Consider the following 21,100-nt stretch of genomic DNA (forward strand, 5'->3'; position numbering starts at 1 on the left):
CTGAGTGGCGTTACTCGAGGTCGAAGCGGTCGAGGGTCATGACCTTGTGCCAGGCGTCCACGAAGTCCTGGACGAACTTCTCCCCGGCGTCGTCGGCCGCGTAGACGTCCGCGATGGCGCGCAGGCGCGCGTTCGACCCGAAGACGAGGTCGAGTCGGGTGGCCTCCCACTTGACGTCGCCGGTCTCGCGGTCGCGGACCTCGAAGACTTCCTCGTCCTCGTCGACGGCCTTCCACTCGTAGCCCATGTCGAGGAGGTTCACGAAGAAGTCGTTCGTGAGTGCGCCCGGTTCGTCCGTGAAGACGCCGCGGTCGTCGTCGCCGTACGTCGCGCCGAGCGCGCGCATGCCGCCGACCAGCACCGTCAGCTCGGACGGCGAGAGGTTCAGCAGCTCCGCCTTGTCGATCATCCGGTCTTCCGGCCGGTCGTCGTACCCGCCGCCGAGGTAGTTCCGGAAGGCGTCGGCCTCCGGTTCGAGCACCTCGAAGGACTCCACGTCGGTCTGCTCCTGGGTGGCGTCCGTGCGTCCGGGTTCGAACGGCACGTCCACGTCGTAGCCAGCGTCGGCCGCCGCCTGCTCGACGGCCACGTTGCCGCCCAGCACGACGAGGTCCGCCAGCGAGACGCGGACGTCGTCGCTCCGGGAACCGTTGAAGTCCTCCTGGATGGCTTCGAGGGTATCGAGGACCTCAGCGAGCTCCTCGGGCTCGTTGGCCTCCCAGCTGCGCTGGGGTTCCAGGCGGATGCGCGCGCCGTTCGCGCCGCCGCGCTTGTCGCTGTCGCGGTACGTCACCGCGGACGCCCACGCGGTCTTGGCGAGCTGCTGACGCGAGAGGTCCGAGTCCAGCAGCTCCTGTTCGAGCTCGGCCACTTCCTCGTCGCCGACGAGCTCGTAGTCGGCGTCCGGAACGGGGTCCTGCCAGGTGAACGTCTCCTCCGGGACCTCCGGGCCGACGAGCCGCTCCGGCGGGCCCATGTCGCGGTGGATGAGCTTGTACCACGCCTTCGCGAACGCCGCCTGGAACTCGTCGGGGTTCTCCTGGAAGCGCTCGAGGATCTCCCGGTAGTCGTCGTCGTGCTTCAGCGCGACGTCCGTCGTCAGCATCATCGGCTCCTCGGTCTCCTCGGGGTCGTGCGGGGACGGCGCCTCTTCGATGTCGTCGCCGACCGGCTTCCACTGCCACGCACCGCCGGGGCCCTTGACCGACGTCCAGTCGTGGTTCAGCAGGTTGTCGATGTAGCCCATGTCCCACTGGATCGGCGAGGAGTTCCACGGGCCCTCGATGCCGCTGGTGATGACGTCGAGGCCGCCGGACTTGTCCTCGATGTGCTTCTGCACCCAGCCGAGGCCCTGCTGCTCCATCGGCGCGGACTCGGGCTCCGGACCGACGTTCTCCTCGGGGTCGTCGGCGCCGTGGACCTTCCCGAACGTGTGGCCGCCGGCGATGAGCGCGACGGTCTCCTCGTCGTCCATCGCCATCCGGGAGAACTCCTCGCGGATGTTCGCCGCGGAGCCTTCGACGTCCGGCTCGCCGTACGGGCCCTCGGGGTTCACGTAGATGAGGCCCATGACGGTGTTCGCGAGCGGATCGCGGAGCTCACCGGTCTCCTCGTCGCCCTCGAAGCGCTCGGGGGAGGTCGTCTCCCACTCGGTCTCGGGGCCCCAGTCGACGGCGTGGTTGGGCTTGAACTCGTCCTCGCGGCCGCCCGCGAACCCGAACGTCTCGAAGCCCATCGACTCCAGGGCGACGTTCCCGGCGAGGATGATGAGGTCGCCCCACGACAGCTTCTGGCCGTACTTCTGCTTGACCGGCTGGAGCACGCGGCGGGCCTTGTCGAGGTTCACGTTGTCCGGGAAGCTGCTCTCCGGCGGGAGGCGCTGGAGGCCGCCGGACGCGCCGGCGCGGCCGTCGGCGGTCCGGTACGTCCCGGCGCTGTGCCACGCCATCCGGATGAACATCGGGCCGTAGTGACCGTAGTCGGCCGGCCACCAGTCCTGCGAGGTCGTCATCACGTCCTCGATGTCGGCTTTCAGCTCCTCGTAGTCGATCGAATCGAACGCCTCCGCGTAGTCGAAGTCGTCGTCGAGCGGGCCGACGTTGTGGGCGTTGTCGTCGAGGACGTCGACGTCGAGCAGGTTCGGCCACCAGTCGTCGACACCTTTCGGATTCCAGTGCTCCCCCTTCCCCTCGTCGGGCTGGGAGTCGTCCGCTTCGTGTTTGGGTGTATCGTCGCTCATCGAAGTCTATCTAGCTCCAGCCGTGCCTCCCAGTTAACGGTGCTGTTGGCATTTACCAACTCGTGCAACGGGTCACCACACGCCCCGGTCGCCGGCAGAGCCCGCCCACCACTTCCAGCGATTCGGAAGCGTTAAACCGCTCACTGGCCAACCCACGAGTGCGGGCCGGTGGGGTAGCTTGGTATCCTTCGGCCTTCGGGTGGCCGTAACCACGATTCAAATTCGTGCCGGCCCACTTCACATATACCCCTTTTCCCGCATTTCTCGACACGTAGCGGCCGCTCTGCGGGGTGGTCTGCGTGAGCCTCCGCGCGCGAACGTATTCGCGGAGCCGCCGCTTCGTCACGCTCACACACTGCCCGTTCTGCGGGTACAACTTCGACTGTGACGAGTCCCGCCCCGACCACCTCGCCGATCACGACCCCGAAGACGCGGGGCTGAATCCGCTCGGGGAGATCGACCTTGACGAGTTCGATGGCGTGACGTGGTCGTACAATGGGCTACCGAGCACGGTCTCGCACCGGCTGAAGACGGCCTTCGAGAAGTGCGAGGCAGCTGGGCAAGACCCTGAGCGCTTCCGGCAGGCGGTCGTGAAGTTCCGCGCGAACGGAGTCGTGGGGATTATTGTGAATGATGCCCACGATAGAGTAAAGCCACCCCCGTCCTAAGATACAGTATGGGTCAGCAATCGTTGACTGTGTATCGTGGCTGTACACCAGTGGTGGATGCTGAGTACGAGTTCGAGAGCGATGGGTCGCCCGCGGAAGTCATCGTCGAGGCTCTAGCAGAAGCCGCCGAGATCGACCCGCTCGATCTTCCACCACTGTACGAGTTCGTCGATCCTGACGCCCTTAATCAGCTCTTTGGAGAGCACGACGGCGCAGCCCACGCGGATGCTCTCCTCAGTTTTCAGGTCGAGACCTGGAACGTGTTCGTCCGGGCCGACGGCCGCATTCGGGTCTGTGATGCCACCCAACCCACCGACCCGGAACCAGTCTTCGAATCCACCCCCGCCTAATTCGACTCTCTAAGTTCGCTTGTCGGTATGAACACCAGTTCTGTACTTAGCAGTAGTTCTCTACGAGACTCCACACGGGGTCTCACGCCGAGAGGATCGCTTTCCTGAATATGCACACCAGCTCACGAACCTCGTGTGCATATCTCGGTGCCCGTAGCCCATCGCAATTGGCCGCGACCAGGCTGACCACTCGATATTCTCGAAAACGGGGTGAAATCACCCGTTGAGTTGCCCGAGATACATGGGTTAAGCGGGGTCGTGTGTACGAGACGAGTATGCGAATCCGGACTGACGGCGACTACGCCCATCGCCTCGACGCCATCGAATCAGCCATGGAAGCCCTCGACGAGAATACGAAGACCGCTGCCGTGATCGCTGCCTGCGAGCACGCTCGCCAAGATCGTAAAGCGAAGCAGAAGGCGTTAGCCCATCCGGATATGACGCCCGAACTCGCGGAGATCCTGAGTACCTCGGTGCTGGAACTCTCCTACGAGACTCACACTAGCCTCGACACACGATAAGCGCAGATTCGATAAGTACAGGCGGGGGATTGCCCAAGTGGCAGAAAGCCATTTGCCCGGCAGCCCCGTACTAGTGTTCTCATGAGTCCTGATGACCTCGATAGGATCGATAAGGGAATCCTCTATCTCCTCCAGCAGGACGCTCGGAAACACACGACAACAGAGATTGGGGAGAAAGTCGGCGTGTCCTCGAGCACGGTCGCCAATCGCATCAACAACCTCGAAGAGCGAGACGTCATCACCGGGTATCATCCAATCATTGAGTACGAGCAGACTGGGATGGGCCACCATCTCCTCGTGCTTGCGACCGTCCCATTGACTGATCAAGCAGAAATCATCGACGAGCTTGTCAGCGTCCCCGGTGTCGTGAGTGTCCGAGAGCTACTGTCGAATAATCGGAATCTCTCCATCGAGTTAGTCGGGAAGAGCAAACAAGACATCGAGAAGAGTGTTGGCGAGTTGGATTCGTTGGGGGTAGACATCGAACGAATGGAGATGCTGAAAAAGGTGCGACAGTTCCCGTACAATCACTTTGGAAAAGAGTACACAACAGAGACGGAGGATGGATGATTTGCTGACGGTAGCTAGTGAGTGTGGTCTTTGACAGCCACATAGCCATCGGCATCCACACTCACTTCGTAACTGTTGTAGTTGAACACCACCTTCCCTAGAGACGCCTTTCCAGCGAACAAGTTGTCCAACGCGTCGGAGTCAACTGCGTCATATAGTGGCGGTAATTCCGTCGGTGGAGTATTGTCAATGGCAGCTACTGTCTCGATTACTGCCTGACTCATGGTCCGAGTATCCGTCTCAACGGTCTGGACAAGGCTCATCGGAAACGACTAGACTCTCGCCGGGCATAAAAACATTGGAGAACTGATAATTTCCAGGGTGGCTTAAATAAGGTCTGGAAAGTATCCAGTATCGTCCTCGTTCGTGAATTCCTTTCCGACGCGATTACAGGAGAACGCCCGAATCCGCTTCAGCATATCCGCGCGCTCACTTCACAGTCCTACTTAGTGCCTGTTCCACGACAGATAGTGCCGAACTATAGTATTCTAACAGAGCGTCCATATCGAAGCTCGTTGCCCCAGTTCAGTTACGACTCGCCGAGGTCGTGCTCGCGCTCGAAATGAGTGATGACTGCTTCAGTCGCCGTCTCACCTGTCGCCTCAATCTCGGCGCGGGTGAATGCTGATCCGGACGTGATTGCCGAACACTACGACAAGCCTTCAGACGACGAACTCTGGCGTTGCCGCCGCGAGCGGATGGAAAAGCGCCGTAACCACCTTAGCACCCTCAAAATCGACGATGATTGACGAAACTACGAGTTTCGACAGCACCCCCTCTCTCAGTACCTTCAGCAACGGCGAACCGACATCGTGCCGGCCAATCGCTCCCGTATTCTCCGCGCGTAGCGGCCGCTCTGTGGCTGTCAGACGTGGTTCGAACTACACTACGTGTGGGACTAGAATCGACCGATTTAGCGAACTCGCCGTCTCCCTGCGGCGTCGGAGACGAAGCACGTCCGCGTTCTCGGAGGCGACGATTTTCACTGGCGCCGGACGGACGTTCTCTGGTACGCGGAGGATACCACTGCCAGACGGCGGTCCAACTCGCGTCAGTGGAGCGGTCGAAGGGCGGGCGTACTCCAGTTATCGACGGAGAGCAGCGCCCGTAACCGCCGGCAACTCGGGAAACAGTCGTCACGTATCATGAGGCCGGCAATCGAGAACTATGAGTGATGGTACAGCGTCAATTCATAACGATAGTCGTCGTCGCGCTGCTCGTCGGCTCCGTCGTGCCGCTCGGCGTCGCCGGGCTCACGTCGCAAGCGGAGACTGATACGTCGAACCTTCAAGAGGCCTGTAACTACCAGCAGCTGTACGACGAAACCGTCGACTCAGTAGTGTCGGTGACCCGCGGCCAGGGCGGTGGAAGCGGACTCGTCGTCGAGACCGCCCAGAACGGGTCGGAGAACCTGATCGTGACCAACGCCCACGTCGTCGGTGACGCGTCGTCGGTCACCATCGAGTTCCGCGAGGGCGACCAGGTTAACGGCACGGTCCTCGGCGCCGACCGCCTGACCGACCTGGCGGTCGTCCGTGTCTCCGAGACGCCGTCGTACGTCGAGTCGTTCGAGGTGGCGTCGTCGCTGCCCGAGCCCGGCGAGAAGGTGGCGGCGCTCGGCCATCCGTTCGGGCTGGACGAGACTATCACGTCGGGCATCGTGAGTGGGACGGACCGCGCGCTCCCGACGACGGAGGGGTACACGCTCCCGCAGGTCCTCCAGACCGACGCCGCCATCAGTCCCGGCAACAGTGGCGGCCCGCTCGTCACCTGTGACGGGACGGTCGTCGGCGTCAACACCGCGGGCCTGTCCGCCCAGGGCGCCGAAGACATCGGGTTCGCCGTCCCTGCTACTGTCGTCTCCGAAGTGGTGCCCGAACTGATCGAGGACGGCGACGCCGAACACGCCTATCTGGGCATTGCCGGCGCTGACGTGACCCCCGCGATAGCCCAGGCCAACGGCCTGAACGCGACCCAGGGGGCGTACGTCGCGGCCGTCGCTGAGGGCGGGCCCGCCACTGGAACGCTCCAGGGCGCGACCGCCGTCGAGAACGTCTCCGGCGTCAGAGTCCCGGTCGGCGGTGACGTCATCGTCGCCGCAGGTGGAAGCTCCATCGAGTCAGGGCAGGACCTCAAGGAGTTCCTGTTGCTGAGCTCCGAGCCCGGCGACACGGTCACCCTGACGGTGCTGCGCGACGGCGCGCGGACGAACGTCAGCGTCACGCTCGGTGAGCGGCCGGAACCGGGGAGCGCCTGACGCGGCGGGTGTCCGTCGCTCGCCCGTCGTTCTCCCGCGGCGCGACCACGGGAAACTGTTAAGCGCCAACGACGTTCAGTACCCGAACATGGTCACGGAGCGCGACCGCATCTGGAACGCGACGCTCCGCGTCGCCGCCGACCCCGCAGCCGACGTCACGCCCGACACGGTCCTCGCCGAACTCGACGCCCCCCTCGGACGCGGCACCGTCCGCGAGACGCTGAAGTCGATGTGGGAACTCGGCGTGCTGCGCTGCGCGGACGGCGGCGGCCGGCAGGAGGGAACGTACCGACTGAACAACGGCATCTTCGACTGAGCGCAGCCACGCCGTTCTCGAGGGCAGTCTCGGCAGTGCGTACTCGCGGCTACGCGTGACACAATAAAAAACGACGGTGTAGGGACGGCCGTTAGCTTCCGGACCCGACCGTGATCTCTTCCTGCGTGACGACGGTGCGCGCGCCACCGCTCCCGATCGCGGTCACGGTGACCGTGATCTCGTCTTCGCTGTCGGCGGTGATACGCACGCTATCGCCGACGTTGTTCAACTCTGTCGAGGTGACCGGGCTTCCATCCATCTGAACCGTACTGGTATCGTTGTTCGCGACGGAGATGTTCAGGGTCTGCGCGTTCCCCTCACTGATCCACGTCGTCGTCGCGTTGCCGTCGTTGGTCTGGCTGACGTCCGCGCCGGCCTGGACGTTCTCGCTGACGCTGTCGCCGAACCCGAGCACGAAGCTCGCGATGACGGCGGCCAGGATGACTGTGATCGCTACCATCAGGATGACGCCGATGACCGGCGACACCCCGCGCTCGTCGCGGTCGGGGATCTCGAAGCTGATTTCCTTCATGTCTGGTGTGCCTGCACAGACTGGAACGGCGTCGGTCAGCCGTCTTCCCCCTCCGTTCGCAAGTCCGTGCTTGGCGCCCCTCTCTTCTGCGCGTACTTAAAGCCTCACGCAAAGTACGACACGTCTAACAACTTCAGGCCGCGGCCTTAACCGGGCGTTAAAGCGGCATACGCGACCGACCGACCGTCGCGGGTCGAACCCGGGGTGCGGTAATACTGGGCGAACACTGGGTAAAACGGCTTGACCAGTCAGGCGTGAATAGTTCGAGTACCGCTGTAGTAGAGCGACCGGATGACCTGCACGAACTGCGGCAACGGGGAGGACGCCACGGGGTACACGGTCCGGTTCACTCGGGGGGACAGCGAGCCGACGGAGATGGAGCTCGTGCTCTGTTCGGCGTGCGTCGAGGAGTTCCAGGCCGAGTCCGGCATCGAACTGCGGTAGGCGGTTCCTACCGTCCGCGGCGCGGATTCCACAGCTTCATATTGCGGGCGCTCCGTAAACCAGTCGATTACTGTGAGCGGACAGCGCGCCACAGCGGACGGATCGAGCGCGGGGCGGCAGCCGCGAATCGTCGTGGTCTGCGGGCTGCCGGGCGCGGGGAAGACGACCGTCGCCGAGCACGCGACGGAGCTGCTCGACGGGGAGTTGCTGCGGACGGACGTCGTGCGGACGGACCTCTTCGAGGACCCCGAGTACACCGACGAGGAGATGCGCGCGGTGTACGAGGAGCTGTTCGAGCGCGCGGCCGCGGTCGTTCGCGGCGGGTACAGCGTCGTCCTCGACGGGACCTTCCAGCACCGCAACCTCCGCGAGGAGGTACGCGAAGTCGCCGAGGGCCTCGGGGTGACGGCGACGTTCGTGAAAGTCGAGTGCGAGGAGGACGTCGTCCGCGAGCGCATCCGACAGCGCTCGGAGGACGCCAGCGACGCGGACTTCGAGATCCACCAGCAGTACCGCGAGCGCTTCGACAGCGTGGAGCGCGAGCACGCGGTCGTGGACAACTCCGAGGGGCTGGCGGCGACCCGCGAACAGGTCGCGGCGCTGTTCTGAGCCAGAAGACTTTCACCCGCGCCGCCGCGAGCGGGAGGCGTGCGACGAACACTGGTAGCTGTGGCGCTCGCGCTGCTCGTCTCGACCGCTGGCTGTGCGGCGTTCGGCGGCGGCGACACCGACACGGCGCCGACCGACGACGTAGTGGAACCGAGCGACCCCTCCGCGGACGCGACGGGCGTGACTCAGTCCGTGCGGCTGTCTGTCGACGAATCGACGGCGGGCGGCGAGTGGACTTCCCTCTCCGTGGAGTACCCGCGCGAGAACTTCACTGTGGAGAGCGCGCAACACGAGAACGTCTCGCTGGGCGTCGACACTGACGACGACGGCGAGGTCGACGAGCAGTTCGACGAGACCCACATCAGCGGCGTCAACAACAACGCCTACTCGTTCAGGGTCGAGCTCGACACCGGCTACACGCTGGAGTCCGGTGACGTGGTCGTGGTCGAGTACCCCGCCGTGGACAACCCCGCCGAGCTCGGGAACTACACGGTCGAGGCGACGCTGAACGACGAGCAGACGGCCAACGGTACGATTACGGTCGAGTAGCCCGCGAGCGCTCGCGGCAGCCTTTTTTCGAGCGACGACGAAGCCGGGAGCGTGACCGACGAGGATTCGGCGGACGACTCGCTGGCGTGGGAGACGACGGACCGCCGCGTGGCCTACGAGTGTCCGGGGTTCGACATCGTCCACGAGGACGTCCGGCTGCCGGACGGCACGGAGACGGACTTCGACTACCTCGTCGACGACCCCGCGGTCGTCCTGTTGGCGTTCACGCCCGACGGCGGCGTCGTACTGATCGAGGAGTGGCGCCAGGCGGTCGGGCGCGTGAACCGCGGGCTTCCAGCCGGCGGCGTCGAGGACGAGGACGCCGACCTCGCGGCGGCCGCCCACCGCGAACTCGCCGAGGAGACGGGCTACGAGGCCGAGTCAGTCGAGAAGTTCGGGGAGTTCGAGCCGACGAACGGCGTCGCGGACGCGGTCCACCACTACTTCGTCGCGGAGGGCTGTCGGCCGACCGGCGAGCAGGACCTCGACTTCAACGAGTCCATCCGCGTGACCACCCAGTCCTACGACGACCTGCTCGCGGCCGTCAGGAGCGGCGAGATTCGGGACGGCCGCACCGCGCTGGGCGTGCTCAACTACGAGCTACGGTAGCCGCCGGCTTTATCGCGGGCGGCCGAGACGCCCGGGTATGGGCGCAATCGTCTACGAGGACCCCGAGGGCGGGGTCACGAACTGGCAGACCAGCGACGCGAACCTCGGCTTCGACGAGGACACCGGCCACTGGCTGGTGACCAGCGACGACGGCAGCACCGTCCGTCGCGTCCCCCGCGAGCGCGTCTTCTACGTGGAGACGAGCGAGTAGGACAAAGAAACCCTTAGGCGCGGGCGCTGGCTACGACGGGGCAATGAGAGAGGTCTTCGAGGTGACCGCGCAGGACGGCGCCGCCCGCATCGGCGAACTGGAGGTTCCGCGGGCGGGCGTGACCGTGGAGACGCCGACGCTGATGCCGGTCGTCAACCCGAACCTGATAACCGTCGAGCCGTCGCGGTTCTCCGAGTTCGGCGCGGAGATGCTCATCACGAACTCCTACATCATCAACAGCGACCCGGACCTCCACGAGCGCGCGAGAGAGGAGGGCCTCCACGAGATGCTGGGGTTCGACGGCGCCATCATGACCGACTCGGGGAGCTTCCAGCTCGCCGAGTACGGCGAGATCGACACCACCACCGAGGAGATTCTCCAGTTCCAGCACGACATCGGCAGCGACGTCGGGACGCCCGTGGACATCCCGACGCCGCCGGACGCCGACCGCGAGCAGGCCGCGGAGGAGCTCGCGACCACGCAGGCGCGCCTCGAACTCGCCGAAACGGTCGACGTCGGCGACATGCTCGTGAACGCGCCCGTGCAGGGCGCGACGTTCCCGGACCTCCGCGAGGAGGCCGCCCGGCACGCCTACGGCACGGATCTGGACCTCTTCCCGGTGGGCGCGGTCGTCCCGCTGATGAACCAGTACCGCTACGACGACGTCTCCGACGTGGTGCTCGCCGCCAAACGCGGGCTCGGCCGGGACGCCCCGGTCCACCTCTTCGGCGCCGGCCACCCGATGATGTTCGCGCTCGCGGCGGCGCTGGGCTGTGACCTCCTCGACTCGGCGGCGTACGCCATCTACGCCCGCGACGACCGCTACCTCACCGTCCACGGCACCGAGCACCTCGACAGCCTCCACTACTTCCCCTGCGAGTGCCCCGTCTGCTCGGAGCACACGCCCGACGAGGTCGAGCGCATGGGCGACGCCGCCCGCGAGGAGTTGCTCGCCGAGCACAACCTCCACGTCTCCTTCGGCGAGCTCCGGCGCGTCAAGCAGGCCATCAAGTCCGGGAACCTCATGGAGCTCGTGGAGGCGCGCGCCCACGCCCACCCTCGCACCCTGGACGGCCTGCGCGCGCTCCTCGACCACAGCGAGCAGCTGGAGACCACGGACCCGGCGAGCAAGGACGCGTTCTTCTACACGTCCGCGGAGAGCGCGCGCCGCCCCGAGGTCGTCCGGCACCACCGTCGCCTCGAACGCCTCTCCCCGGACGGTGACGTCCTCCTCACGGAGGGCTCGGGGAACGACGACTTCGACGAGTGGTGGAACGTCGTCCCGCCGTTCGGGCCGTTCCCGCGCTCGCTGTCCACCACGTACCCGCTGACTGCCGAAACGCCCGACCGGATGGACCGCGCGGGCTACGAGGCCGCCGCCGACGGCGTCGCCGCGCTCGCCGACGCCAATCCCGAGGCCGAGTTCACGCTCGCGCACCGCGGCTGGCCGGACACCGCCCTCGACCGCGTGCCCGCCCGCGTCGACACGGTGGACATCGCTGCCGAGGAGTGAGGAAAGGCAAGGCAATTGAGCGCGCGGGCCCGACGACGCTGTATGACCGAGTACTTCGAGGTGCACGCGCGCGACGCCGCGGCGCGCGTGGGCGAGCTCCGGCTCGCCGAGTCGGTGACGACGCCGACGCTCGCGGACGACGTCGTCGAGGACGCGGGCAGCGAGTGGGTGCAGCGACGGGACCGCCCGGCGGGCGACGAGTCCGCGCTGACCGTGCTGCCGTACCGCGGGTTCCCGTCGGGGACCGCGGAGGAAGTGCAGGCGTCGTTCGCGCCCGACTACCCGGACGTGGACTTCCCGAGCGCGGCCGTCGTCTCCCCACAGACCGCCGACGACTACGGCGCCGACGCGTACGTGCTGTCGGGCGCGCCCGGCATCGTCGGGCACGGCGCGGCGTTCCGGGACGCCGTCGTCGACACCCGGGAGGCGATTCCAGACGACACCGCGCTCTACCTCTCCGGGGTAGCGACGCCGCGGAACGTCGCCGTGCTCGTGTACGCGGGCGTCGACCTCGTGGACGCCGACCGCGCAGTGGTCCGCGGGACGCAGGGCCGCTACCTCACGACGGAGGGCGCCTACGACCTCGAAGACCTGAACGAGCTCCCGTGCTCGTGTCCGGCGTGCCAGCAGCCCGTCGCCGAGTTCGACCGCGACGACTGCGTCGACCACAACGTGAACGCGCTGAAAGCCGAGTTGGGGCGGGTGCGCCGCCGGATTCGGGACGGTCGCCTGCGCGACTACGTCGAGGGGCAGTCCCGCCACGAGGCGTGGGTGACCGCGGCGTTCCGCGAGTTCGACCAACAGTACGGCTACCTCGAAGAACGCACGCCCGTGATGCGGGACTCGCTGCTGCTGTCGGCGACCGAGGACGCGCTCCGTCGCGTCGAGATCCAGCGCTTCGCCGAGCGCGTGACGACTCGGTACCGGAAGCGCCTCGACGACCACCCGCTCCTGCTCGTGCCGTGTTCGGCGAAGAAGCCGTACAGCGAGAGCCAGAGCCACCGCCAGTTCCAGGACGCCGCGAACTACCGCGCCCATATGGTGTCGATGACGTCGCCCATCGGCGTCGTCCCGCAGGAACTGGAGCTGACGTACCCGGCTCAGCACTACGACAGCGTGGTGACGGGCCGCTGGAGCGAGGAGGAGAAGGACTTCGTCGCGCGCGTGCTGCGGCGCTACCTCGACCGGACGGACTACTCGCGGGTCATTGCGCACGTCCCCGAGGAGGGCTACCGCGACATCTGCGAGCGCGTCGCCGGCGACGTCGACGTCCCCTTCGAGTTCACGGTCGAGGACCACCCGACGACCGACGAGAGCCTCGGCGAGCTGAAGGCGGCGCTCGCGGGCGAGCCCCAGATGTGGGTGGAGGACCGCGAGAAGGCGACGCTGCGCGCGGTCGCGGACTACTACGTCGGCGACGGCGCGGGCGACGAGCTGTTCGACGACCTCACGGTGCAGGGACGGTACCCGAAGCTGCAGGCCCTGAACGGCGACGGCGAGCAGCTCGCGGCGCTGGTCCCCCAGTACGGGACGCTGTCGTTCACGCTCGCCGGCGCGCGCAAGTGGGTGGCCAGCGACGCCCCGACCAAGCGCGTGGAGATTGACGGCTTCGTTCCGGCGGGCAGCGTGCTCGCGCCGGGCGTCCTCGACGCCAGCGACGACATCCGGGTCGGCGACGAGGTCGTCGTCGAGGGCCCGAAGGCGTTCGCGGTCGGGCGCGCCGCCATGCCGGGGCCGGCGATGGCCGACGCCACGCGCGGGGTCGCCGTCGACGTGCGCCACACGGAGGAGACGTAGGCAGTCGGGCGAAAGAGCTACGCCCTTCGTGTGTGAACTACTCTCTATGCGAGTTCGTGACGTGATGACGACCGACGTGCTCGCCGCGGACGCCGAGGACAGCGTCCGCGCCGCCGTCGGCCGGATGCTCGACGAGGGCACCGGGAGCGTCGTCGTCGAGAAGGACGGCAACCCCGCGGGCATCCTCACGAAGGTGGACGTGCTGGACGCCGGCCACGAGTACGACCGGCCGCTCAGCGAGATTCCGGTCTACGCGGCCGCTAGCCACCCGCTCATCACCGTCGAGCCGTCGGCGACCGTCCGCGCGGCGTCCGCGCGGATGTTCGACTACGGCGTCCACCACCTCCCGGTCGCGGACGGCCTCGACCTCGTCGGCGTCGTCACCGCGACGGACCTCCTCGAAGCCCAGGACGACCTGCTCGCGGAGGCGCGGGGCGCCGACGAGCGCCGGGAGGAGTGGGAGGAGTAACTCACCGCCGCCGTCCGAGGAGAACCCACGACGTATATGGTGTCCCCGCGGATTCTCCCGCGCATGAGACTCGCCGTCCCCACCGACTTCGAGATTCTCGACGCGCTCGCGGACGGGAAGCGGAACAACGCGGTGAACCTCTCGCACGAACTGGACAAGGACCGCGCGTACATCAACACGCGGCTGCCGATGCTCGCGGACTACGGGCTCGTCGAGCGCGTCGGCCCCGCACCCAACAGCGGGCTCTACGAGATCACGAAGAAGGGACAGATCGTCTTAGACCACCGCGACGTCTACGAGCGCGACGAGGACGACTTCGAGGGGCGCGTCGAGGCGGCTCTGGAGTAGCGAGCGCCGCGAGCTCTCGGGACAGCAGTATTAACACGCTACGCGCGGTGGTTGTGGGTATGCGCCGTCGAGCCCTCCTGTCGTCGCTCGGGGCGGCCGCGGCGGCTGTCGCCGCCGGCTGCCTCGGCGCCGACGACGCCGCGCGGGATTCGCGTTCTCAGACCACGTCGACCACGGGGACGACTGAGACCACGCGAACGGCGGCGTCGGTCGATCCGAGCGAGCACACCGTCGAGGTCACGCGCCGCGTGGAGTTCGGGCCGACCGGGCTGACGCGCGTTCTCCACGCACGCGAGGGCGGTGAGCTGACCGTCGACCTCACGTGTCCGGACGGGTCGGAGCGGTCGGCGGACGCGACCGTCTCCGAGGCGGAGTGGCTGGCGTTCGAGCGCCGCGTCCTCGCCGCGGACCGCAGCGCGTTCGCCGAGCGCTACGAGTGCGAGGGCGACTGTCCGAGCGACGTGCCGCCGGCGCGCCTGACGTTCGACGTCGACGGCTGCACTACGGAGGTGCTCGTCGAGTCGAACGCGGACGTGCCGACCGACCTCGCGGAGATACTCGATTCGCTCGACGGACTCGCGGAAAGCGTGGCCTACCCGAGCTGCGACTGATTCTACGTACTGATAGTAGAAACCGAACGTTTATGCGCACGCTGTCTAAGGCGGTGGTGTGTCGGTTACGCGCACGTTACCCGCGTCGTTCTTTCTCGTTGTCGTCGTCGTAGGGACCATTTCGCTCGGCGGCGCCGCCACGGCGGCCGCGGTTCCGTCGCCGTCGGACGAGCACACGCTCACGCAGCCCGACGGGACGTCCTTCGAGGCGGTCCAGTGGGGCAACGAGTACAACCACGGCTGGGAGACGACCAGCGGCTACACGATCACGCGGGGGAGCGACGACTGGTGGTGGTACGCCACCGTCGAGGACGGCGCCGTCGTCCCCACGGACCGGAAGGCGGCCGTCGACAGCCCGCCGGCGTCGGTGCCGAAGCACGTTCGCGGGGACGCGCAGGGCAGCCCGCAGCTCCAGACGAGCACGTCGGACTCCGACGACGGCCCGTCGCTGTCCTCCTCGGACCCGGACTCGGCGAGCGGGATGCCGGCGTCGGGGACGGTGAACATGCCGGTCGTCCTCATCAACTACAGCGACACGGAGACGAGCTACACCACGACCGACTTCCAGAAGCTCGTGTTCGGCGACGACCCCGCGGTCGCTAGCGGCCCCGGGAGCGTGCGGGACTACTTCCAGGAAGCTTCCTACGGCGAACTCGACATCACTGGCGGGTCCGCGGGCGTCACCGGCTGGGAGACCGCCGACGAGAGCCACGACTACTACGGCGCCGGGGACATCGACGCCGACGCCGCGCGGCTCGCCCGCGAGGCCGTCCGGAAGTCCGACGACGAGATGGACTACTCGGAGTACGACAACGACGGCGACGGCGTCGTCGACGGCGTCATCGTCGTCCACCAGGGGGCGGGCGAGGAGGCGTCCGGCGACCCGGACGACATCTGGTCGCACCGCTGGAGCTTCACGGGCGCCGGCCTCGACGCCTACCACACCGACGACGGCGTCGCGGTGAACTCCTACTCGCTGCAGCCGGAGACGTACGGCAGCGGCATCACGACCGTCGGCGTCGTCGCCCACGAGACCGGCCACCTCTTCGGAATGACGGACCTCTACGACACCACCTACCAGTCCGAGGGCGTCGGCGACTGGGGGCTGATGGGCGGCGGGTCGTGGAACGGCGTGAACCGGCCGGGGGACTCGCCCGCGCACCCGGTCGCGTTCCACAAGTACCAGCAGGGCTGGCTCTCGCCGTCCGAGCAACCGCTCACCGGACAGATGGGCGTGCTCGCGTCCTACACCACGAACCCGGACGCGTTCCGCTGGCTGGACAACCCGAACGGCGTCGAAATCGGCGGGAGCGGCGAGTACTTCCTCGCGACGAACCGCCGGCAGACCGGCTTCGACAGCGCGCTCCCCGGCCAGGGCGTGCTGCTCACGCACGTCGACGAGACGCAGACGGACAACGACGACGCGTCACGCAAGCTCGTCGACATCGAAGCCGCCGACGGCGACCGGGACCTGGACGAGTCGAACAACCAGGGCGACGCGGGCGACCCGTTCCCCGGGTCCACCGACGCGAGCGCGTTCGACGCCACGACGACGCCGAACTCGCTGCTGTACGACGGCTCGGCGTCCGGCCTGACAGTCACCGACTTCCTCGTCGACGGGAGCCGGATAGCGCTCAACCCCGCGCCCGACCCGACCGTGACGCCGTCGCCGGTCGACTACGGCACCGTCCTGTACACGGCGAACGAGTCCGCGACGGTCACCGTCACGAACGAGGGGACGGAGCCGCTGAACGTCACGGACGTCACTGTCGCGGGCGAGAACGCGAGCGCGTTCGCCCTCGACGACGGCGGCGGCCAGCGCGTCGTCGACCCCGGCGCGTCCACGACGGCGAACGTCACGTTCGAGCCGTCCGCCCGCGCCGACTACGCCGCGACACTGTCGGTGGCTCACAACGCCTCGACCTCGCCGACGAACGTTTCACTGACCGGGACCGGCGGCGCGCCCGACGTCCGCGTGACGCCGTCGTCGACCGTCGACTTCGGGAACGTCAGCCTCGCGGACGGCGGGCGGGCGGACGTCGTCGTCGAGAACGACGGCTCGCTCCCGCTGAACGTCACCGAGGCCAACGTCACGGGCGCGAACGCCACGGCGTTCTCGCTCGCGAACGACAGCGAGACCCCCCCGAGCACGGTTGCTTCAGGGGAGTCCGTCACGTACACGCTCGACGCCACCGTGGACGCGCTGGCGGAGTACGACGCCACGCTCGAACTCTCGCACGACGTCCCGGACCGCGACGCCGTGACGCTCTCGCTGACCGCGACGGGCGTCGACCGCACCCCGCCGACTGTCGGGTCCGCGCGCGCCGTCGCGGCCGGAGACGGCGCGAGCGAGGTCGGCCCCGACGCGTCCGTCACCGTCTCCGCGAACGTCACGGACAGAATCGGCGTCGAAAGCGTGACCGTGGACGCGGCCGCGCTCGGCGGCGACACGGTCGCGCTCACGGACGCGGACGGCGACCACGTCTACAACGCGACAGTCGCGGTCGACACCGCGAACGCGACCGGCGGCGTCCACGAGCTTCCCGTCGAGGCAGTGGACACGAGCGGGAACGCGAACGCGACCCGTGCGGCGCCGCTGACGGTCGACCTCTCGCCGCCCGTCGTCGACGTGACGACGCCCGGTGAGGGCTGGGTCGGGAACGACGCGAGCGTCGAGACGTCGGGCACGGCCACCGACGACCTGACCGCCGTCACGCTCGTCGAGGTCCGCCTCGACGGCGGCGCGTGGCGGAACGCGACCGTCGACGGCGACTCGTGGACGGACGCGTTCGGCAGTGTGGGTGAGGGCGAACACACCGTCTCGGTGCGCGCGACGGACAACGTGAGCAACGTCTCGCCCGTCGAAACGCGGAACCTGACCGTCGACCGCTCCGCCCCGGTCCTCGCGAACGCCTCGCTCGGGCAGACTGACGACCTCCTCCCCGAGGCGCCGATCGGCGTCGACGTCTCGGCGAGCGACGACGTGTCCTCTGTGGCGACGGTGACCGCCGACGAGACCGAACTGCGGGCCGACGGCGGCGAGTGGACCGGGGAGGTGGTGGCCGCGCCCGGACTCGGCGAGCACGCGGCGACGGTGTCCGTCGTCGACGCGGCGGGCAACCGGAACGAGACCGCGCTCGCGTACGACGTCGGCCGGGACGCGACGCTCTCCCACGTCGACAACGCGACGTACCGCGCGACACCCGTCGACACGCCGGTCGTCTCGGCGGTCACAGTGAACGCGACGACGAACGCGACCGGCGAGCGCGTCACCGTCGGGACATCGCTCGCGAACCCGACCGGCGTCTCGGCGAACGACGACACGGCGCTGTACTTCCCGCAGGCCAACGCCTCCGTCGCGAGCGAGAACGTCTCGAGCGCGACGCTGTCGCTCCGGCTCTCGAAGCAGCGCTTCGACAGCCTGTACGTCGAGCACGACTCGGCGGCGTTCTGGGCGCTCGAGGACGGCTCGTGGTCGCGGGTGTCGGCGAACCGGACGGACGTCACGACCGACGCCTACCACTACGACGTCGAGGCGACAGGGCTCTCGGCGTTCGCCGTGACCGGCGACGTCGAGGACGCGCCGCCGTCGATTACCTCGGTCAGCCCGAGGGACGGCGCGACGACGACGGACACGTCGCCGACGATAGCGGCGGCCTACGAGGACGGTTACTCGGGCGTCGACGCGTCCTCGGTGACGCTCTCGGTGGACGGCACGCGCGTCGAGAGTGGACTCGCGGTGTCGGCGTCCGGGGTGAGCTACGACGCCGACCTCGAAACCGGCACGCACTCGGCGACCGTCACCGTGAGCGACGAGGCCGGCAACACCGCGTCCCGGAGCTGGTCGTTCACCGTCGAGGAGGAGACCGTCGACAGCTTCGGTGGCGGCGGAGGCGGTGGTGGCGGCGGAGGCGGTGGTGGCGGCACGCAGTCGGGCGGCGAGCAGACGACCGCGACGACGGCAGCACCGACGACGACGAACACGACGACCGCGAACGCGACGACCACGGCCGACCCCACGACGACCGCGACGACTACGCCGACGACGACTGTCTCGAACGCGACGACGCAGGCGACCACCCGAGCGCCGACGGCCAGCGAGACGCCGCAGCCGTCGGCGACGACCGAGGAGACGGCCTCCTCGACGCCCGGGTTCGGCGTCGGCGCGGCCGTTCTCGCGCTACTCGCCGCGGCGCTGCTCGCGCTCCGGCGCGAGCCCTGAGCTCGGCGCTCTCTCTGTCCGCTTCTGTTCTCGCTGCGCGGTACTGGTGGCTGCGGCGGTCACTCGTCGAAAGAAGTCGAGCGCTGGCCGTTAGTCGTCGGCGGGCGGCGCGTCCACCGGCGTGTCGGGGTTGGCCGCGCTGGCCTCGTCGGGCATCCCGAACTGGTGGTCGCCGGTGACCTCGACGCTGCCGCGGCGCACGGTGGCGTCGCCCGCGAGGTGGACGCGCACGGCTTCCACGAGCGCGTCGGCTTCGAGGGGCTGCCCGCGGTCTTTCACGTCCTCGACTGTGGCCGTCGGCGGCACGTCGAACGCGCGCTGCGTGAGAATCGGGCCCTGGTCGAGGTCCGTGGTGACGTAGTGGGCGGTGACGCCCGCGACGCGAACGCCCTCCTCGACGGCCTGCCGGTAGGCCTGTGCGCCCGGGAACGCGGGCAGCAGGCTCGGGTGGATGTTGATGATGCGGCCCGCGTACCGGAACACGACGTCCGGGCTGAGGATGCGCATGTACCGCGCGAGCACGACCAGGTCGACGTCGTACTCGTCGAGGAGGTCGAGCAGGCGCTCCTCGTCGGGCGTGCCGCTGTCGTCGCCGATGTCGTAGAACGGCACGTCGTGCTCGCGCGCGACCGATTCGAGGTCGGGGTGGTTCCCGACGACCACGCGGATCTCGGCGTCGAGGTCCTCCTCGAGGAGCGCGCGCAGGCAGTGGTCTTCTTTCGTGACGAGGACGGCGACGCCCTCGTCGCGCTCGTCGGGGAATCGTACGCGTACGTCGACGCCGAGCTGGTCGCCGATGTCGGCGAGGCGCTCGCGGAACGCCGCGCGCGTCGTCGCGTCGCCTGCGAGGTCCGCGGGCTCGGCCTCGTCCTCGGCCTCCCAGCGGTCGTCGGCGTCGTCGATGGGGGTCGTGTCGGCGAGCAGCGTCATGCGGAAGACGCCGTCGCGGACGGTCTGCTCGATGTCCTCGATGTTGACCCCGTGTTCGAACAGCAGTCCGGTGACCTCCGCGACGATTCCCGTGCGGTCGGCTCCCACGACCGTGATCTCGGTGAGGTCACTCGTCGGCGCTGCCGCCTCCGGACTGCCGTTCGGCTTCGGCATACAGCCGACAACGACGTCCGAGAGTATAAGCGCCGTCCTTCGGGCAGACGCCGGCGCGACCGACGGTACGCACGTTCGTGTATCTTCGACCGCTTCCAAAAGAGTCTTTGACCACGGACGCCCACATTACGTCGATGACCGCGTACACCGCGACGGTGACGGTCCGACTCAAGCACGGGGTCCTCGACCCGGAGGCCGAGACCACTCAGCAGGCGCTCGAACGCCTCGGCTTCGAGCTCGCGGACCTGCGCTCGGCGGACCGCTTCGAGATCGACCTGGAGGCCGCCGACAGCGACGAGGCGGCCGCCCGCGCGGGCGAGATGGCCGACCGCCTGCTCGCGAACCCCACCATCCACGACTACGACGTAACCGTCGAGACCGCCGAATGACCGTTTCCGTAATCCGCTTCGGCGGGTCGAACTGTGACCGTGACGCTGTCCGCGCGCTCTCCCGGCTCGGCGTCGACGCCGAAATCGTCTGGCACGAGGACGGCCTCCCGGCGGACACGACGGGCGTCGTCCTCCCCGGGGGGTTCTCGTACGGCGACTACCTCCGCGCCGGCGCGATGGCCGCTCACTCCCCCATCATGGACGAGGTGCGCGACGTCGCCGACGACGGCGTGCCCGTCCTCGGCGTCTGCAACGGCGCGCAGATCGGCTGCGAGGCGACGCTCACGCCCGGCGCGTTCACGACGAACGCGAGCGCGCGCTTCCAGTGCGAGCACGTCCACGTCCGCGTGGAGAACGGCGACACGCCGTTCACGGCCGCCTACGACGAGGGGGACGTGCTCACGCTCCCCATCGCGCACGGCGAGGGGCGCTTCGAAATCGACGCCGAGCGCTACGACGACCTGGTCGCCGACGAACGCGTGCTGTTCCGGTACTGCGACGAGCACGGCGAGGTGTCCGACGAGTCGAACCCAAACGGATCGACGGGCGCGGTCGCCGGCGTGCTCGGCGAGCGCGACTCCGTCGCGGTGCTGATGCCTCACCCCGAGCGCGCGTCCCTCTTCGAACTCGGGCTGACCGACGGGCAGGGCGTGCTCAGCGCGTTCGCGTAACGCGGTCGCGGTCCGGCTGCTCTTCTTGCTCCGGCACGCCGCGCGACTCCGTTTTGTCGTACCGGCGTCGGTGTTTGGGTCAGTACAACTAGGTCACGCCG

General features: G+C 67.9%; 24 protein-coding genes and 1 tRNA gene. 21 read left to right on the forward strand and 4 right to left on the reverse strand.

The genetic code is table 11. From position 1 onward, the window contains the following. Positions 1–10 precede the first annotated feature (10 nt). Positions 11–2,239 carry a catalase/peroxidase HPI gene (gene katG, locus G9C83_RS09440; RefSeq protein ID WP_167245892.1) on the reverse strand — a complete coding sequence of 743 codons (2,229 nt, stop codon included), beginning with the start codon at positions 2,237–2,239 and terminating at the stop codon, positions 11–13. 162 nt (positions 2,240–2,401) lie between these two features. On the opposite strand from katG, the gene G9C83_RS09445 reads away from it, so the two are divergent. From G9C83_RS09445 to G9C83_RS09465, 5 genes are all read left to right on the forward strand, one after another. Beyond that, positions 2,402–2,474: transfer RNA gene (locus tag G9C83_RS09445), tRNA-Pro, on the forward strand. 64 nt (positions 2,475–2,538) lie between these two features. Next, positions 2,539–2,907, forward strand: coding sequence for a hypothetical protein (locus tag G9C83_RS09450; protein ID WP_167245893.1), 369 nt, complete (start codon positions 2,539–2,541; stop codon positions 2,905–2,907). 8 nt (positions 2,908–2,915) lie between these two features. After that, complete coding sequence (locus G9C83_RS09455; RefSeq protein WP_167245894.1) at positions 2,916–3,257, forward strand: HalOD1 output domain-containing protein; 342 nt, start codon at positions 2,916–2,918, stop codon at positions 3,255–3,257. 275 nt (positions 3,258–3,532) lie between these two features. Further along, positions 3,533–3,778, forward strand: a complete 246-nt coding sequence (locus tag G9C83_RS09460) for a hypothetical protein (protein ID WP_243838021.1) — start codon at positions 3,533–3,535, stop codon at positions 3,776–3,778. Between the two features lie 81 nt (positions 3,779–3,859). Then, on the forward strand, positions 3,860–4,348 hold the full coding sequence (locus tag G9C83_RS09465) for an Lrp/AsnC family transcriptional regulator (protein WP_167245895.1): 489 nt from the start codon (positions 3,860–3,862) through the stop codon (positions 4,346–4,348). A gap of 14 nt (positions 4,349–4,362) precedes the next feature. On the opposite strand, the gene G9C83_RS09470 is transcribed toward G9C83_RS09465, so the two are convergent. Next, entirely contained in the window at positions 4,363–4,611 is a 249-nt protein-coding gene (locus G9C83_RS09470) for a HalOD1 output domain-containing protein (RefSeq protein ID WP_167245896.1), read from the reverse strand. Between the two features lie 306 nt (positions 4,612–4,917). Here G9C83_RS09470 and G9C83_RS09475 point away from each other — a divergent pair, with 306 nt between their 5' ends. The 3 genes from G9C83_RS09475 (at position 4,918) to G9C83_RS09485 (ending at position 6,921) form a co-directional block, all read left to right on the forward strand. Continuing rightward, positions 4,918–5,097: a hypothetical protein gene (locus G9C83_RS09475; RefSeq protein WP_167245897.1), complete on the forward strand. Its 180-nt coding sequence runs from the start codon at positions 4,918–4,920 to the stop codon at positions 5,095–5,097. Positions 5,098–5,522: 425 nt separating this feature from the next. Next, entirely contained in the window at positions 5,523–6,605 is a 1,083-nt protein-coding gene (locus G9C83_RS09480; RefSeq protein ID WP_167245898.1) for a trypsin-like peptidase domain-containing protein, read from the forward strand. A gap of 88 nt (positions 6,606–6,693) precedes the next feature. Then, the gene (locus G9C83_RS09485) at positions 6,694–6,921 is read left to right on the forward strand and encodes a hypothetical protein (RefSeq protein WP_167245899.1); all 228 of its coding nucleotides are present in this window, start codon (positions 6,694–6,696) and stop codon (positions 6,919–6,921) included. 91 nt (positions 6,922–7,012) lie between these two features. On the opposite strand, the gene G9C83_RS09490 is transcribed toward G9C83_RS09485, so the two are convergent. Then, positions 7,013–7,453, reverse strand: coding sequence for a type IV pilin (locus G9C83_RS09490; RefSeq protein WP_167245900.1), 441 nt, complete (start codon positions 7,451–7,453; stop codon positions 7,013–7,015). A 291-nt stretch (positions 7,454–7,744) separates the two neighbouring features. Here G9C83_RS09490 and G9C83_RS09495 point away from each other — a divergent pair, with 291 nt between their 5' ends. The 11 genes from G9C83_RS09495 (at position 7,745) to G9C83_RS09545 (ending at position 18,835) form a co-directional block, all read left to right on the forward strand. After that, complete coding sequence (locus G9C83_RS09495; RefSeq protein ID WP_167245901.1) at positions 7,745–7,897, forward strand: hypothetical protein; 153 nt, start codon at positions 7,745–7,747, stop codon at positions 7,895–7,897. Positions 7,898–7,969: 72 nt separating this feature from the next. Next, the gene (locus tag G9C83_RS09500; RefSeq protein WP_167245902.1) at positions 7,970–8,506 is read left to right on the forward strand and encodes an AAA family ATPase; all 537 of its coding nucleotides are present in this window, start codon (positions 7,970–7,972) and stop codon (positions 8,504–8,506) included. A gap of 39 nt (positions 8,507–8,545) precedes the next feature. Next, positions 8,546–9,055: a hypothetical protein gene (locus tag G9C83_RS09505; RefSeq protein ID WP_167245903.1), complete on the forward strand. Its 510-nt coding sequence runs from the start codon at positions 8,546–8,548 to the stop codon at positions 9,053–9,055. Positions 9,056–9,106: 51 nt separating this feature from the next. Then, positions 9,107–9,664 (forward strand): NUDIX hydrolase, encoded by a 558-nt coding sequence (locus tag G9C83_RS09510; RefSeq protein ID WP_167245904.1) that lies wholly within the window; start codon positions 9,107–9,109, stop codon positions 9,662–9,664. Between the two features lie 37 nt (positions 9,665–9,701). After that, positions 9,702–9,875 (forward strand): hypothetical protein, encoded by a 174-nt coding sequence (locus G9C83_RS09515; RefSeq protein WP_167245905.1) that lies wholly within the window; start codon positions 9,702–9,704, stop codon positions 9,873–9,875. 43 nt (positions 9,876–9,918) lie between these two features. Beyond that, positions 9,919–11,388 (forward strand): tRNA guanosine(15) transglycosylase TgtA, encoded by a 1,470-nt coding sequence (gene tgtA / locus G9C83_RS09520; RefSeq protein WP_167245906.1) that lies wholly within the window; start codon positions 9,919–9,921, stop codon positions 11,386–11,388. Positions 11,389–11,430: 42 nt separating this feature from the next. Beyond that, on the forward strand, positions 11,431–13,185 hold the full coding sequence (gene arcS / locus G9C83_RS09525; protein ID WP_167245907.1) for an archaeosine synthase subunit alpha: 1,755 nt from the start codon (positions 11,431–11,433) through the stop codon (positions 13,183–13,185). 46 nt (positions 13,186–13,231) lie between these two features. After that, on the forward strand, positions 13,232–13,654 hold the full coding sequence (locus tag G9C83_RS09530) for a CBS domain-containing protein (RefSeq protein WP_167245908.1): 423 nt from the start codon (positions 13,232–13,234) through the stop codon (positions 13,652–13,654). 63 nt (positions 13,655–13,717) lie between these two features. After that, entirely contained in the window at positions 13,718–14,002 is a 285-nt protein-coding gene (locus G9C83_RS09535; protein WP_167245909.1) for an ArsR family transcriptional regulator, read from the forward strand. Positions 14,003–14,061: 59 nt separating this feature from the next. After that, positions 14,062–14,613: a hypothetical protein gene (locus G9C83_RS09540; protein ID WP_167245910.1), complete on the forward strand. Its 552-nt coding sequence runs from the start codon at positions 14,062–14,064 to the stop codon at positions 14,611–14,613. A gap of 58 nt (positions 14,614–14,671) precedes the next feature. After that, complete coding sequence (locus tag G9C83_RS09545; RefSeq protein ID WP_167245911.1) at positions 14,672–18,835, forward strand: M6 family metalloprotease domain-containing protein; 4,164 nt, start codon at positions 14,672–14,674, stop codon at positions 18,833–18,835. A 90-nt stretch (positions 18,836–18,925) separates the two neighbouring features. Here G9C83_RS09545 and G9C83_RS09550 read toward each other — a convergent pair whose 3' ends face one another. Beyond that, positions 18,926–19,939 (reverse strand): formyltransferase family protein, encoded by a 1,014-nt coding sequence (locus tag G9C83_RS09550; protein WP_167245912.1) that lies wholly within the window; start codon positions 19,937–19,939, stop codon positions 18,926–18,928. Positions 19,940–20,073: 134 nt separating this feature from the next. On the opposite strand from G9C83_RS09550, the gene purS reads away from it, so the two are divergent. Then, positions 20,074–20,328, forward strand: coding sequence for a phosphoribosylformylglycinamidine synthase subunit PurS (purS, locus tag G9C83_RS09555; protein WP_167245913.1), 255 nt, complete (start codon positions 20,074–20,076; stop codon positions 20,326–20,328). Then, entirely contained in the window at positions 20,325–20,999 is a 675-nt protein-coding gene (purQ, locus tag G9C83_RS09560) for a phosphoribosylformylglycinamidine synthase I (RefSeq protein WP_167245914.1), read from the forward strand. The genes purS and purQ overlap by 4 nt, the downstream gene beginning before the upstream one ends. Positions 21,000–21,100: the final 101 nt, after the last annotated feature.

Source organism: Halobacterium sp. R2-5, assembly GCF_011734195.1.
Classification (GTDB): Archaea; Halobacteriota; Halobacteria; order Halobacteriales; family Halobacteriaceae; genus Halobacterium.